This is a genomic window from Thauera sp. (assembly GCF_035444905.1).
In the GTDB taxonomy this organism is placed as follows: Bacteria; Pseudomonadota; Gammaproteobacteria; order Burkholderiales; family Rhodocyclaceae; genus Thauera.
In genome coordinates this window covers 19,470-34,092 of record NZ_DAOMPS010000046.1, presented here as the reverse complement: position 1 = coordinate 34,092, position 14,623 = coordinate 19,470, and the positions used below count along the sequence as shown (strand labels likewise).

Here is a 14,623-nt window from a genome sequence, read left to right as displayed (position 1 = left end):
GAGTGGCAGATGCCGGTCTGGTATCGGAGGGTTGGGGTTGGGGTTGGGGTTGGGGTTGGGGTTGGGGTTGGGGTTGGGGTTGGGGTTGGGGGGCGGAGCCTTACTTCTTGCGCATCGGCGGCAGGTCGGTGCAACTGCCGTGGGCGACTTCGGCGGCCATGCCCACGGTCTCGCCCAGGGTCGGGTGCGGGTGGATGGTCTTGCCGATGTCGACCGCGTCCGCGCCCATCTCGATGGCCAGACACACCTCGCCGATCATGTCGCCGGCCGACGGACCGACGATGGTGCCGCCGATCACGCGGTGGGTCTCGGCATCGAAGATCAGCTTGGTGAAGCCGTAGTCGGCGCCGTTGGCGATCGCGCGCCCGCTGGCGGCCCACGGGAACTTGGCGGTGTCTATCTTCTTGCCCTCGGCCTTGGCCTGCGCCTCGGTGTAGCCGACCCAGGCCACTTCCGGATGCGTGTAGGCCACGCCCGGGATCACGGTGGCGTCGAAGGCGGCCCGGGCAAGCTCCGCCTTGCCTTGTGCCTCCCCGGCCGCGACTTCGGCCGCCACGTGCGCCTCATGCACCGCCTTGTGGGCGAGCATGGGCTGGCCGACGATGTCGCCGATCGCAAAGATGTGCGCCACGTTGGTGCGCATCTGCGCGTCCACCGGAATGAAGCCGCGCTCGCCGACGATCACGCCCGCCTTCTCCGCGCCGATCTTCTTGCCGTTGGGCGAACGGCCCGCCGACTGCAGGATCATGTCGTACTTCACCGGCTCGGCAGGGGCGCCTTCGCCTTCGAACTTCACGTACAGGCCATCGTCCCGGGCTTCGACGCCGACGGTCTTGGTCTTCAACATGATCTTGTCGAAGCGGTGGGCGTTCTGCTTCTCCCACACCTTCACGGCGTCGCGATCCGGGCCCTGCATCAGGCCGTCGAGCATCTCGACCACGTCGATGCGCGCACCGAGCGTCGAGTACACCGTGGCCATCTCCAGGCCGATGATGCCGCCGCCAATCACCAGCATCTTTTGCGGCACCTGGCGCAGCTCGAGCGCGCCGGTCGAGTCGACGATGCGCGGATCGCGCGGGATGAAGGGCAGGTGCACCGCGGCGCTCCCGGCGGCGATGATGCAGTGCTTGAACTTCACCACCTTCTTCGCGCCGGTCTTGTCCTGGGCGTCGCCGGTGGTCTCCTCGACTTCCAGATGATGCGGATCGAGGAAGCTGCCGTAGCCGCGGATCACATCGACCTTGCGCGCCTTGGCCATGCCGGCGAGACCGCCGGTGAGCTTGCCGATCACGCCGTCCTTGTGCTTCCTGAGCGCATCGACATCCACGGTCGGCTTGGCAAACACGATGCCGGCCTTGTCGACATGCTCGGCCTCCTCGATCACCGCCGCGACGTGCAGCAGCGCCTTGGAGGGAATGCAGCCCACGTTCAGGCACACGCCCCCGAGGCTGGCGTAGCGCTCGATGATCGCGGTCTTGAGACCGAGGTCCGCGGCGCGGAACGCCGCCGAGTAGCCGCCGGGGCCGGCACCGAGCACGACCATGTCGTACTCGGCGTCCGCCGTGCCGGCGTGCGCGGCCGCCGCCGGTGCGGCGACCGCGGCCGCAGCGGGTGCCGCAGCGGGCGCTGCCGGCGCAGCGGCCGGGGCCGGGGCCGCGGCCGCAGCACCCGCCGCCTCGAGCTTGAGCAGCACCGTGCCCTCGGCGACTTTGTCACCGACCGCGACCAGCACTTCCTTGACCACGCCGGCGGCCGAGGACGGCACGTCCATGGTGGCCTTGTCCGATTCGAGCGTGCAGATCGCGTCATCCACGTTGATGCTGTCGCCCACCTTCACGAACAGCTCGATGACGGGCACCGCATCGAAATCGCCGATGTCCGGAACTTTGATTTCCACGAGACTCATGGCGATCTCCTTACAGCATCACGCGGCGGAAGTCCGCCAGCAGTTGCGCGAGGTACACGTTGAAGCGGGTGGCCAGCGCGCCGTCGATGACGCGGTGATCCGCGGTCAGCGACATCGGCAGGGTCAGGCGCGGCACGAACTGCTTGCCGTCCCACACCGGCTTCATCACCGACTTGTTCACCCCGAGGATGGCCACTTCGGGCGCATTGACGATGGGCGCGAAGTAGGTGCCGCCGATGCCGCCCAGCGAGCTGATCGTGAAGCAGGCGCCCGACATGTCAGCCGGCTTGAGCTTGCCGTCGCGCGCCGCTTTGGCCAGTGCGCCGGACTCAGAAGCGATGTCGAACACGCTCTTCTTGTCCGCGTCCTTCACCACCGGCACCACCAGCCCGTTCGGGGTGTCGGCGGCAAACGCGATGTTGAAGTACTTCTTGTAGACGAGATTGTCGCCATCGAGCGAGGTGTTGAACTCGGGGAACTCCTGCAGCGCGCGCACCGAGGCCTTGATGATGAAGGCGAGCATGGTGAGCTTCTTGCCCGACTTCTCGTACTCCTTGTTCATCTGCACCCGGAAGGCTTCCAGGTCGGTGATGTCGGCGTCCTCGTGGTAGGTCACCGCCGGGATCATCACCCAGTTGCGGGCGAGGTTCTGGCCGGAGATCTTCTTGATGCGGCTCAAAGGCTTGACCTCGACCTCGCCGAACTTGGCGAAGTCGACCTTCGGCCACGGCAGCAGATCCAGGCCTCCGCCCAGCGAAGCACCCGCGGCGGCCGCCGGGGTCTTGCCGGGGACCACGCCGGTCGTCATCGCGCCCTTGATGAAGGCGGCGACGTCTTCCTTGAGGATGCGGCCCTTCGGACCGGTGGCCTTGACCTGGCCCAGATCGACGCCGAGCTCGCGGGCGAAGGCGCGCACCGAGGGGCTGGCGTGCACCTTGCCGCCGACCTTGACCGCCGAGGGCGCCGCGGCCGACGCAATCGGCATCGAGGCAGGGGCACTGGCGGCCGGGCCGCCATCGGCCAGGGGGGCCGGTGAGGGTGCGGCCGCGGCCGCCGGGGCGGGCGCGGCGGCTGCGGCCGGTATGGCGACCGCCGCACCACCAGCGGTCTCGACCTTGATCAGCACGCTGCCTTCGCCGACCTTGTCACCGATGCTGACCAGCACTTCCTTGACCACGCCGGCGTGCGAGGAGGGCACGTCCATGGTGGCCTTGTCCGATTCCAGTGTGCAGATCGCATCGTCGACCTTGATGCTGTCGCCCACCTTCACGAACAGCTCGATCACCGGAACAGCGTCGAAATCACCGATGTCGGGCACCACCACCTCGACCACGCCGCCGCCCGCGGGCGCCGCTGCAGCGACAGGCGCTGCGGGCGCAGCAGCCGGCGCCGTTGCGGCCGGGGCGGGGGCAGGGGCTGCAGGCGCTGCCGCAGCCGTCGCGACGCCCGCCGCCTCGACCTTGATCAGCACGCTGCCCTCGGAGACCTTGTCGCCGATGTTGACCAGCACTTCCTTGACCACGCCGGCGTGCGACGACGGCACGTCCATCGTGGCCTTGTCGGACTCGAGCGTGGCGATCGCGTCATCGACGGCGATCGTGTCGCCCACCTTCACGAACAGCTCGATCACCGGCACGGCGTCAAAGTCGCCGATGTCGGGCACTTTCACTTCAATGAGTTGGCTCATGTTCTTGTCTCCTTGCGCGCTCAGACCGACATCGGGTTCGGCTTGGACGGATCGAGCTCGTACTTGACCAGCGCCGCGGCCACCTTGTCGCGGCCGATCACGCCGTCATCGGCCAAGGCCTTCAGCGCGGCCAGCGTGACCCAGTGGCGATCCACCTCGAAGAAGTGGCGCAGCTGCTCGCGGGTGTCCGAGCGCCCGAAGCCGTCGGTGCCCAGCGTGACGTAGGTGTTCTTCACGAACGGACGGATCTGCTCGGCGAACATGCGGATGTAGTCGGTGGCGGCGATGACCGGGCCTTTCGCGCCGTCGAGCTTCTGCGCGACGTGCGAGCTGCGGGGCTCTTCCATCGGGTGCAGCAGGTTCCAGCGCTCGACGTCCTGGCCATTGCGGGCGAGCTCGTTGAAGCTGGGCGCGCCCCAGATGTCGGCTTCCACGCCCCAGTCGGCCTTGAGCAGCTCGGCGGCGGCGATCACCTCGCGGAAGATCGTGCCCGAACCCATCAGCTGCACGCGCGGACCGCTGCTCTCGGCGCCCTTGCGGAAGGCGTACAGACCCTTGAGGATGTCGGCCTCGGCGCCCACCGGCATCTCGGGATGTTCGTAGTTCTCGTTCATCACCGTGATGTAGTAGTAGACGTCCTCCTGTTCGGCGAACATCCGGCGCATGCCGTCCTGCACGACGACCGCGACTTCGTACTGGAAGGTCGGGTCGTAGCTGATGCAGTTGGGGATCATGTTGGCCATCAGCAGGCTGTGGCCGTCCTCGTGCTGAAGGCCTTCGCCGTTCAGCGTGGTGCGTCCGGCGGTGCCCCCGATGAGGAAGCCGCGGGTGCGCTGGTCGGCTGCCGCCCAGCACAGGTCCATGGTGCGCTGCAGGCCGAACATCGAATAGAAGATGTAGAACGGCACCATCTGCACGCCATGCACGCTGTAGGCGGTACCGGCGGCGATCCAGTCGGCCATCGCGCCCGCTTCGTTGATGCCTTCCTGCAGCACCTGGCCAGTCTGGCTTTCCTTGTAGAACATGAGCTGGTCATGATCTTCCGGTACGTACTTCTGGCCTTCCTGGTTCCAGATGCCGTACTGGCGGAACATGCCCTCCATGCCGAAGGTGCGGCTCTCGTCGGGGACGATCGGCACGATGTGCTTGCCGATCTGCTTGTCCTTGAGGAGCGTGTTCATGATGCGCACCACCGCCATCGTGGTCGAGAGCTCGCGGCCTTCGCCCGAGGCCTTCAGCAGCGCGGCAAACGCGTCGAGCGCGGGCACGGCCAACGGCGCGGCCTTGGTGCGGCGCTGGGGCAGGAAGCCGCCCAGGTCCAGGCGGCGCTGCATCATGTACTTGTATTCCGGGGAGCCTTCCTCGAACTTCAGGTAGGGCAGCTCCTCGAGCTTGTCGTCGGGCACCGGCAGGCCGAAGCGGTCGCGGAAGCGGCGGATCGCCTCGACGTCCATCTTCTTTTGCTGGTGGCTGATGTTCATGGCCTCGCCGGCCTGGCCCATGCCGAAGCCCTTGATGGTCTTGGCCAGGATCAGCGTGGGCTGGCCCTTGTGCTCGCTGGCGGCCTTGTAGGCGGAGAAGATCTTGAACAGGTCGTGGCCGCCGCGGTTCAGGTTCCACACCTGGTCGTCGGTCCAGTCGGCCACCAGCGCGCGCAGCTCGGGCGTGTTGAAGAAGTGCTCGCGTACGTAGGCGCCGTCCTTGGCCTTGAAGGTCTGGTACTCGCCGTCGCACAGTTCCATCATGCGCTGCTTGAGGAGACCCTTCTTGTCGCGCGCGAAGAGCGCATCCCAGGCCGTGCCCCAGATGACCTTGATGACGTTCCAGCCCGCGCCGCGGAAGCCGGCTTCGAGCTCCTGGATGATCTTGCCGTTGCCGCGCACCGGGCCATCGAGGCGCTGCAGGTTGCAGTTGATCACGAACACGAGGTTGTCGAGCTTCTCGCGGCCGGCCATGCCGATCGCGCCGAGCGACTCGACCTCGTCGGTCTCGCCGTCGCCCAGGAAGGCCCACACCTTGCGCTGCTCTGCGCGCGCTGCGTCGATCATGCCGCGGCTGGCCATGTACTTCATGAAGCGCGCCTGGTAGATCGCGCACAGCGGGCCCAGGCCCATCGACACGGTCGGGAACTGCCAGAAATCCGGCATCAGCCAGGGGTGCGGGTAGGACGAGATGCCCTTGCCGCCGACTTCCTGGCGGAAGTTGTCCATCTGCTCTTCCGTGAGCCGGCCGAGCATGAAGGCGCGCGCATAGACCCCGGGCACCGAGTGGCCCTGGAAGTAGATCATGTCGCCGTCGTGGGCATCCGATGGCGCGTGCCAGAAGTGCGAGAAGCCGACGTCGTACAAGGCCGCGGCCGAGGCGAAGGAGGCGATGTGGCCGCCGACGTTAGTGTCCTTGTTCGCGCGCACCACCATCGCCATCGCGTTCCAGCGAATGTACGAGTGCAGCTTGATCTCCATGTCCGGATCGCCGGGGTAGGGCGGCTGCTGCTCGGCGGGAATGGTGTTGATGTACTCGGTCGTGGCCGAGTAGGGAATGTTCACCCCTTCCTGGCGCGCCGTGGCGATCAGCGTCTCGATCAGGTAGTGGGCGCGCGCAGGGCCGGCACTTGCAACGACCCCCTCCAGCGCTTCGATCCATTCCGCAGTTTCACGGACGTCGATATCCTCTTGTGTGCTCATGTTGTCTCCTCGGATTGAATTGCCCGTCGGTGCTTCGCTGCGTTGCAGTGATGATTCCTGCGGTAGCGCCCCCTCCGGTATGCTCGGACTGCCGGCCTACCCGGTCTGACCAAGAAATTTTGATAATGCTATCCTTAATATCTATTGAGCCGCAAGGGTCGCTGCTTGCACCCCTCAGGCGCGCCGCAGTGCAGCAATCAAGGACGTACAATCCACGACGCCCGCCGCGTGCCTGGAGCACGCTGAACTACCGATATCCAAGGAGGAATTCGCCATGTCGTCGAGCCCATCGTTCAGCGCCGTCGTGCAGCCGAGGCGCGCGCGCCTGTCCGATACCATTGCCGAGCAGATCGAGGGGTTGATTGCGAGCGGAGAACTCAAACCTGGCGACAATTTGCCTCCCGAGCGAGATCTTTCCAAGCAACTGGACGTGTCTCGCCCCTCTTTGCGCGAGGCGCTGCTCGTCCTCGAAAGCAGGGGGTTGCTGCAGGCACGTCGCGGGGGCGGCTATTGCGTCACTGATGTGACCGCTCCGGTCATTACCGATCCGCTGGTGCACCTGCTTCAGCGCCACCCCTCAACGGTTGATGACGTCCTGGAACTGCGCCACGGTATCGAGTGCATCGCAGCTCAGTTCGCGGCTCTTCGCGCCACGGATACGGACATCAAGAAACTGAATGGGCTTGTGACCCGCATGCGAAAGCGGAAGGGCGAATTTGATGCATTCGAAGATGCCGAGCGCGATGTCGATTTCCACATGGCAGTGGCCGAGGCTTCACACAACATCGCGCTGGTGCACGTGACGCGCGGCATCTTCAACCTCATGCGTATGAACATGTTGCGCTCTCGGGAGGCGCTGTACCATCAACAGGACAATGTCGGGCTGCTCGATGCGCAGCATGCGGAGATCGCCAAGGCAATCGCTGCCCGGGATCCGGCTGCCGCACGAAAAGCGGCTAACCTGCACTTAAGCTTCGTCCAAGCCAGCTTGCGGGAGGTGGCGATGACCGACCTAGAGAAGCCGGGGGCCCGCAGCAAGCGTGTGAGATCTCAACAGGTGGAAGCGGGTGCAGACTAGCGTTTTTCAAGCGGCAACCGTCTCGTAGCGCGCCTTGTGGAAAGCTTTCCGTAAGGAGCGGCAGCTCTCGCGCAGTGAACGCAGGAGCTGCTACCCGAGAAACTGCGCCGAACAACGGAGATCAGCGGCGGCCCAGGACAGGGGGGATATGAGCGCGTGATGAGAGCCGCGCGCCAGGAAATGAGACATCTCTCGAGTGGGGCTGGGGATGCCGGACCATCAGATGCCGCTCCGCGACACCGCGGCGGCGCAACGGTCCGCAGCGACGCCTGCGTTGCCGGGGGGGCGCCTTGAGGTCGCCATCGCGGTTCATGCTGAGCGCGGAAACGCCATGTGCGTATCGAAGAACTCGCCACTGTGATTGGCACCGAGTTCAGCACTCGCAAGTTCTCACCAATCGTCGAACGCATCGACATCCGGATTGCAGCCCACTGTGTCGGCGACGAGCCTCCGGCGTCCATAGGGTCGGTGTTCGCCACTCTCGCCCAGGAGATGCACACCCCGGTCCTTGCCCGTGACGACGCGGCATCGGTTGACCGCCGCCTCGGAAAGCACGAGCAGCAGGTCGGCGCCCTTGCATCCAAAGAACATGAATGTGATCTTCGGGGAGCGGAATGAGATGCCTCCCGCCGGGTGAGCAGGAGGCTGCGTGGCGGTCAGTGCCGGACAGACTTTCGACCGGACAGGCAGTGCACACGGATGCGCCGCCAACTCCCATCGTCGACGAGGCGCTCAAGCGTCTCGCCAAGAGCATCAAAGAACACTTCATCGACCCGCTCGACCAGTTCGCCGTCACGGTGCAATTCGACCGCGCAAAGGTCGAGGCAGCGCTTGTACTGAACAGCAACCCGCCCTTGGAACTTCGCCGTGACCACCGTGAAGGCGATGGTCGGCGGCGTCGCGATGATGTCCTTGGGCAGCGGATCGATCCAGGTAAAGTCCCGCGCACCGGCATCCACCAGCAGATGGGTGATGCGCCGGAAACCGTCGGGAGCTGGCAACTCTTCCATCTGCTGGATAAGCGCTTGCAGCTCGGGGCAGCGGGGTTCTGGGATCGGCAGCTTCGCCGGCGCGGAACCGAGCACGAACCGCTGCACCGTGTACGGCTTGCCGTCGGCGGTGAACTCGGTGTGCTCCTCGGGCGTGTCCGCGCGCTGACCGTCGAAGCGGCGTCTGACGTAGGGTTCGACCTGCACCTTGGCGCCCTCGTCGGGAACTTCGGTGACAAGCGAGCGATCGAGCACCGCAAACTCGGCCCGTCCCGTCTTGACGACGATGGCCTCGTCGGTGGTGGCGATGACCCTGCCCTCGAAAGGCTTCGGGTCGATGTGAAAGCCCAGCGTCGAAACCTTGGGCTCGCCGTCGAAGAGGTTGAACTTGAACGAACGGACGTTGGACGGCACATGACCGACAACAAGCGTTCGCATCTGTGCCCGGATGGCTTGGGTATCCATGGGGAGGCTCCTTGTGGCAACCAAGGGACTCCCGCCCGCAAGGGAGGTCGATCCCTTGAGGGTGAGGTGGATGGACGCAGGTGCGCCCGCAGAACGAAACGACCAGCACGGTGATCCGCGCTGCAGTCTTGAAGGTCTCGACTGCCTGGGCATGGCGCTGACAACTGCCAGCAACGCATGGCCGCAGGATGGGCGCGCAGCATGGGTGCCGTCGCAGCGAAAACCGAACAGCGGCCGGCCCGCTTTGGGGCAATGGCCCGCATCAGGGAACAAGGCCAGGACCAGGGCGCCGAAGGCCACGCGGGCCTTCGGCTGGGAAGGAAGGAGAACCACCTGTGGGCTGCATCAGCGCTGGCCGTCGTCAAAGCCGTTCGCTGCGTCAGCAATCGCACCCGACCCGTTTCGTGGCTGGGGTCGGCAACCTCTGGCGTGCATCCACACACAAAGGGAGCCCGATGTTTCGCCGGCGGGCACCGGCACGGACTACCCTCGGCCCAAGGGGCTTCCTCACGGCTCGCTCGGCGGCAAGCCGTCGGGAAGCCCCTGATGGCCGAGGCAAGGCACACCGATCAAGGGAATGGCGGCGGGCGCGATTCGGGAGCAATGACCTTCTCGCCCCGTCGCCCGGTGGTGGGCAGACAGGGCGCGCACACCGTTGCAGAAGGAGACGCGCGCTGGGGAGTCCCGCCACCCGCGGGACGTTTGCCCCGCCGCCAGGAAAGCGGCCGGCGTCGCAGAGGGATGCGTAGGCGTCAGGACGCCTTGGGTACTGCGCGCCGCTTCCGTGGCGCTTCGCGCTTGCTTGCCGAGGACTCGAGCGGCAGCGTGCCCGTGCAGTCTGGATAACGGCTGCATGACCAGAACGCGCCATTCCTGCCGGCACGCTGGCGCATCTGCGTGCCGCACTGCGGACAAGGCGGCGAAGGCGGCAGCGGGGTGGAAAGCGTCGCGCCCCGATGCTCCTGCACGAGCTGGGCCACCCAGGCGGATTGCTTGGCGATGAAGGTGTCCAGCGTCATCTGGCCGGCCTCGATCATATCGAGCGCCTGCTCCCAGATGGCGGTCATGCCGGGATCGGCGATGGCGGCCGGCACGGCGTCGATGAGCGTGAAGGCCGCATCCGACGCGCGGATGGCGCGGCCCTTCCTCAGCAGGTAGCCGCGATCGAGCAGGCCCGTGATCGTGCTGGCGCGCGTGGCCTCGGTGCCGATGCCCGTCGTCTCCTTCAGCTTCTGCTTCAGACACGGGTCGTCCACCAACTTGGCTACACCCTTCATCGCCTTGACCAGTTCGCCCTGGGTGTAGTGCTTGGGCGGCAGCGTTTTCAACGCCTTCAGCTCGACCTGCTCGACCCCGCAGCGCCATCCGCTCGCCAGTGGCGGCAGCACCTGGCTGCGCTGCGCATCCTCTCCATCGGCAGCGTCCGGCTCCGGTGTCGCCAGTACCTGGCGCCAGCCGATCACGGCGATCTGCTTGCCCACCGCCACGAGCGATTGACCGCCGCAAGCGAGCTGCGCCACCGTGCGGTCGAACTCATGGTGCGGGAGGAACTGCGCGAGGTAATGGGCGCGGATCAGCCGGTAGAGGGCCAGCTCCTTCACGTTCATGGCCGACAGGTTGGCGGGCTCCAGCGTCGGGATGATGCCGTGGTGCGCCGTCACCTTGCCGTCGTTCCAGGCGCGCGAACGCTGGTTGCGGTCGAGCTGGCCGACCAAGGGTCGCAGGCTGGGATCGGTGGCGAGCAGTGCATCGAGCACCGCCGGCACTTCGGCGAGCATGCTTTCGGGCAAATATCCCGAGTCGCTGCGCGGATAGGTCGTCGCCTTGTGCGTCTCGTACAGCGCCTGCGCGATGTCGAGTGTCTCCTGCACCTCGAGGCCGATCTGACGCGAACACACTTCCTGCAGGGTGCCCAGATCGAACGGCAGCGGCGGTGCCTCGCGCACGCGCTCGGTGTTCACCGACACGACCTGCGCATCGCGTGCCGCGCGAAGGCGGTCCGCAGCCTGCTGCGCCACCGCCTGCTGAAGGCAGCGACCCGCTGCATCCGTGCTGCCTTCGGGCGGCATCCAGCTCGCGGTGAAGGACTGGCCGGCATGGACAAGCAGCACATCCACGGTCCAATACGGCACGGAGACGAAGCGCGCGATCTCGCGATCACGATCCACGACCAACTTCAGCGTCGGCGTCTGCACGCGCCCCACCGACAGCACGCCGGTGTAGCCGGCCTGGCGCCCCAGCAGTGTGAACAAGCGGCTCAGGTTCATCCCGATCAGCCAGTCGGCGCGCGATCGGGCGAGTGCGGAGAAATACAGTGGCAGCGTCTCGGCGGACGGCTTGAGCGCCCCCAGCGCCTTGCGGATCGACGCATCGTTGAGCGCCGACAGCCACAGGCGCTGAATCGGACCGCGGTAGCCGCATAGGTCGATGATCTCGCGGGCGATCATCTCGCCCTCGCGGTCGGCGTCGGTCGCAATCACCAGTTCGCTCGCCTTGGCGACGAGCAGCTGCACCACCTTGAACTGCGCTGCGGTCGCCGCCTTGGGCTCGACCCGCCAACGCTCAGGAAGAATGGGCAGTTGCTCGATGGCCCAGCGCTTGTATTGCTCGCCGTAGCCTTCGGGCGGAACCGCCTCCACCAGATGACCGATGCACCAGGTCACGACGACATCCACACCGGTGTAGCAGCCGTTGCCGCGTTGGCCGGCGCCCAGCACACGGGCGATGTCCTTGCCCTGGGACGGCTTCTCGCACAGGAACACGCGCATGAAGCCTCCTTGTGAAGGTGCGGTTCATCGGATGAGGGTCAGCTTGGCGGGATCCGGAGATGCCAGCAGCAAGGAAGCCGATTGGTGCGAACACCGCTTTGCGATTGGCAGGCGGTCCGTTGCTGCAAAGGTGCGGATAGACCGCGGAAGTTGGCACGGCAAGAGCGTCGTTTCGGGAGGGCGGCTGGAACGCCCTGGACGACCTTGGAGCTATCCCCAGGGGATAGCTCGTTGGTGCATCGCGGGCGTATGACGCTTGCTACAGCCGCCCTCGGGGAAACGACGATGGGCGAACTACTGTCCGCCGGCCGGTTTGGCACTGAGCGCCACCGACTCGATGCGGTACGGCAGGATGCCCACGCGCCGGGCCTCGATCTTGAAGGTGACGCGCTCGTTCTCGTCGGCGTCCTCCCACTCGTCGCGCACGGCGCGGCCTTCGACCAGCACGCGCATGCCCTTCTGGTACAGCGCCCTCCAGTGCTCGGCGTCGCGATGCCACAGTTCCACCGGCGCCCAGAAGCCACCGCGATCTTCGTACTCGCCGTCCTTCTTCGGGATCGGGTTGTCGAAATAGACGTTCAGTCGCACCAGCCGGCGCGGCTCGTCGTTGCCATTCGGGAATTCGCGGTAGTCCGGCGCAGAACCGATGTTGCCCTCGCCGACGAAGTGCGTGCTCATGGTGACTCCTTGGTGGTGGATGGAACGGGCGCGGTATGCCCGTGGACACGGCGCAGGTAAGCCGCTTCGGCCTGCGCGGCCTTGCTGGCGCACGCCTGGGCTTGGCGAGCGATGCTGTGAGTGAGGCTGATCTGCATGTTCAGCACGATGCGCTGCAGCTCCATCGCGTACAGCTCGTCGATCAGCGCGGCCGGCGTCGCGGGGTTGGCCAGCAGAGCCTCCCACAACGCCACGCCCATTGAAGAACGGTCGAGATTGCGCCAGCGCAGGAAGGTCGTCCCTGCGCCAGTCGTCTGCTGGGCCAGTTGCACGCCGAGCAGGCTGAAGGGGTAGGCGCGCGCCTGGGGCAACACGCGTCGCTGTGCGAGGCCGATCACGCCGTCACGCAGCGCCGTGCACTGGCTGACCCAGTTCTCCAGACTCCCCTTACCCTTAAAAGGCTGTAAAAGGCCTTTTAGGTAGCCTGCGTGTTCCAGCCGCTGGAAGTCCGCCTGTTCCAGCGCCACGAAGCGCGTGGCGTGGCTGTTGGGGCCCGACGCTGTCATGCGCCGCCCCCCTCGTCACCTGCCCTACCATCGGAGGCGCCACCCGTATGCACCGGGGCATCGGGCTCGAGGACGGGTGCAGCAGGCGGCGTGTCGTGCTTGTTCGTCCGCCGCGCGATCGGTGGCGCGAAGCGCGAGCGGTGCGTGCCTTCCAGCACCTGCTGTGGCAGCTCGCCGAATTTCTCCAGCGCCGCTCGCGCCGCCGCGTTCTTCGCCGCGAAGTCGTCGCGCGTCGTGCCCGAGTAGCGGTACTGCTGGGCCAGCGAGAACAGGCTGCGCAGCGCGTGTGCGCCCTCATTGAGCCAGCGCTCCAAGGTGCTGCGGTCGATCAGCGCCGTGTGGTGCGCCAGGATGAGCTTGCGTGCCAGGTCGTCGTAGTCGGCCAGCAGATACACCGCCATGAAGCCGAGCTGCGCATTCACGAACAGCGGCAGCTTCACCGGCTGCACATTCATGTTCTCGCCCAGCGACAGCGCCGGTGGCACGTCGGCCAGGGCCTGATCCACCTGTTCGCGCAGGGTCTGCAGGCGGGTCTTGGTGTCGGCGAGCTTGTCCTCGATCCGCAACATCCACCAGTCCGAGTACGGGTCGTCCTGCTCCGCGCCGCGCTTCATCTTGTTCATGGCGCCGATGAAACCGTTGAGACCGATGATGCCGGGACGCCCCTCGGTCGGTGCGCGGCCGTGCCAGATGCGCGAGGCGTGGTGCGTGTGCAGCGTCAGCGACATCGCGCTGCGCAGCGATCCGAGATTCAGTTGCAGGGGTTCTGTGCGTTCGTTGGCCATGGGAGCGACTCGCGGTGAAGGGGCGAGTCACCAGCATCGGCATCGGCCGGAAGGCTGTCAGTCAACAAACCGCAGCCCACGCGCGCCCGGTTTGTTCGGCACGGAAGGCTGTGTGTGCCGGCTATCCCCTGGGGATAGCTCGGCGGAGTTGTTCGCGGCTCGCGCGGAGGTGAGACCGCGTTGCGGGGCTATGCCTCGCGAGGTCTGTACCAAGCGGCCCGTTGCCCCTCCACCTCACGGTAGCGAAGCTCGAACAGCCGGCACTCGTGCACCACCTGCCGCCACCTGCTGCAGCCGTACTTGGCTGGAAGCTGCTCGGGATGCCGATCCGCGATCCAGCGGCCAGCGGCGGCGATGGGTGTCCAGCCCTCGACGGCCAACTGCGCGGCGGCCTCGCGCAGCGCGCGAACGATGCCCGCGGCCGGCCAGTCCACCGTGCCGTCCGGCGCGATGCCATTGACCACCAGGTCGTGGAATACATCCGACTGGACGAACTCCGCTGCCAGGCGCCGCGCCTGATCCATGTGCTCGGCCCAGCCGCGCAGCTGCTCGAAGTGTTGATCGATGCGCGTATAGGCGGAACCGAGTTCGTCCTGTGCAGCGCGGCACCCGTCCACGGTCCATAGATCGTGCTGGTCGATGAAGTGGTGCACCAGGGTGTTGCGCAGCGACACCAGGTCTTTGAGGTCGGCCTGGGTCTTGGCGTAGTCCTGCGCAGACAGGCTCAGTTGCACGCGCGTGCGAAAGGAAATTACGTCGCCGGGGAGATCGTCGTCGTGTTCCTTGCCACCATTTCCATCGGTGACGACATACGAGCCAAACAGTTGTCCGACCAACGTGCCCAGGGTCTTGGTCGCGGCATCTTCGATCCGCGCTGTGCGAATGGCCTCCAGCGAATGCGCCGGGCCTGAAATCTCGTGGTGCGCCACGATGGCTTTCATGAGGCGCTCGTATTGTTGAAGGCGCAACAGGCATCTGCCCAGCAAGCGCTGAACGTCTCGCTGCAGTGGTTGCAGTACGTTTGTGACGGGGGAAGTC

At 66.1% G+C, this 14,623-nt stretch carries 11 protein-coding genes; 2 read left to right on the top strand and 9 right to left on the bottom strand.

Annotated features, from left to right (window positions below):
* Positions 1-100: 100 nt before the first annotated feature.
* From lpdA to aceE, 3 genes are read right to left on the bottom strand one after another with little or no spacing between them, the layout of a single operon-like run.
* Positions 101-1,906, bottom strand: a complete 1,806-nt coding sequence (gene lpdA, locus PLC66_RS17305; RefSeq protein ID WP_324542719.1) for a dihydrolipoyl dehydrogenase — start codon at positions 1,904-1,906, stop codon at positions 101-103.
* Positions 1,907-1,916: 10 nt separating this feature from the next.
* A complete protein-coding gene (gene aceF, locus PLC66_RS17300) occupies positions 1,917-3,593 on the bottom strand; it encodes a dihydrolipoyllysine-residue acetyltransferase (RefSeq protein WP_324542716.1) in 1,677 nt (558 codons plus the stop codon).
* Between the two features lie 20 nt (positions 3,594-3,613).
* Positions 3,614-6,277 (bottom strand): pyruvate dehydrogenase (acetyl-transferring), homodimeric type, encoded by a 2,664-nt coding sequence (gene aceE / locus PLC66_RS17295; RefSeq protein WP_324542714.1) that lies wholly within the window; start codon positions 6,275-6,277, stop codon positions 3,614-3,616.
* Positions 6,278-6,551: 274 nt separating this feature from the next.
* Between aceE and PLC66_RS17290 the strand changes: the two genes are divergently transcribed.
* Both PLC66_RS17290 and PLC66_RS22945 read left to right on the top strand, forming a co-directional pair.
* Entirely contained in the window at positions 6,552-7,355 is an 804-nt protein-coding gene (locus PLC66_RS17290) for a FadR/GntR family transcriptional regulator (RefSeq protein ID WP_324542712.1), read from the top strand.
* A 333-nt stretch (positions 7,356-7,688) separates the two neighbouring features.
* Complete coding sequence (locus PLC66_RS22945; protein WP_503012233.1) at positions 7,689-7,973, top strand: hypothetical protein; 285 nt, start codon at positions 7,689-7,691, stop codon at positions 7,971-7,973.
* Positions 7,974-8,011: 38 nt separating this feature from the next.
* Here the strand turns inward: PLC66_RS22945 and PLC66_RS17280 are convergent, their stop codons facing one another.
* The 6 genes from PLC66_RS17280 to PLC66_RS17255 form a co-directional block, all read right to left on the bottom strand.
* The gene (locus PLC66_RS17280; RefSeq protein WP_324542709.1) at positions 8,012-8,809 is read right to left on the bottom strand and encodes a GTPase; all 798 of its coding nucleotides are present in this window, start codon (positions 8,807-8,809) and stop codon (positions 8,012-8,014) included.
* A gap of 752 nt (positions 8,810-9,561) precedes the next feature.
* Positions 9,562-11,577 (bottom strand): DNA topoisomerase III, encoded by a 2,016-nt coding sequence (locus PLC66_RS17275; RefSeq protein WP_324542707.1) that lies wholly within the window; start codon positions 11,575-11,577, stop codon positions 9,562-9,564.
* A 294-nt stretch (positions 11,578-11,871) separates the two neighbouring features.
* Positions 11,872-12,255, bottom strand: coding sequence for a single-stranded DNA-binding protein (locus tag PLC66_RS17270; protein ID WP_324542168.1), 384 nt, complete (start codon positions 12,253-12,255; stop codon positions 11,872-11,874).
* The gene (locus PLC66_RS17265; protein WP_324542166.1) at positions 12,252-12,800 is read right to left on the bottom strand and encodes a DUF3158 family protein; all 549 of its coding nucleotides are present in this window, start codon (positions 12,798-12,800) and stop codon (positions 12,252-12,254) included. The genes PLC66_RS17270 and PLC66_RS17265 overlap by 4 nt, the downstream gene beginning before the upstream one ends.
* On the bottom strand, positions 12,797-13,585 hold the full coding sequence (locus PLC66_RS17260; protein ID WP_324542164.1) for a PFL_4669 family integrating conjugative element protein: 789 nt from the start codon (positions 13,583-13,585) through the stop codon (positions 12,797-12,799). Before PLC66_RS17260 ends, PLC66_RS17265 begins: the two co-directional genes overlap by 4 nt.
* 188 nt (positions 13,586-13,773) lie before the next feature.
* A complete protein-coding gene (locus tag PLC66_RS17255; RefSeq protein WP_324542705.1) occupies positions 13,774-14,526 on the bottom strand; it encodes an OST-HTH/LOTUS domain-containing protein in 753 nt (250 codons plus the stop codon).
* Between the last annotated feature and the right edge of the window lie 97 nt (positions 14,527-14,623).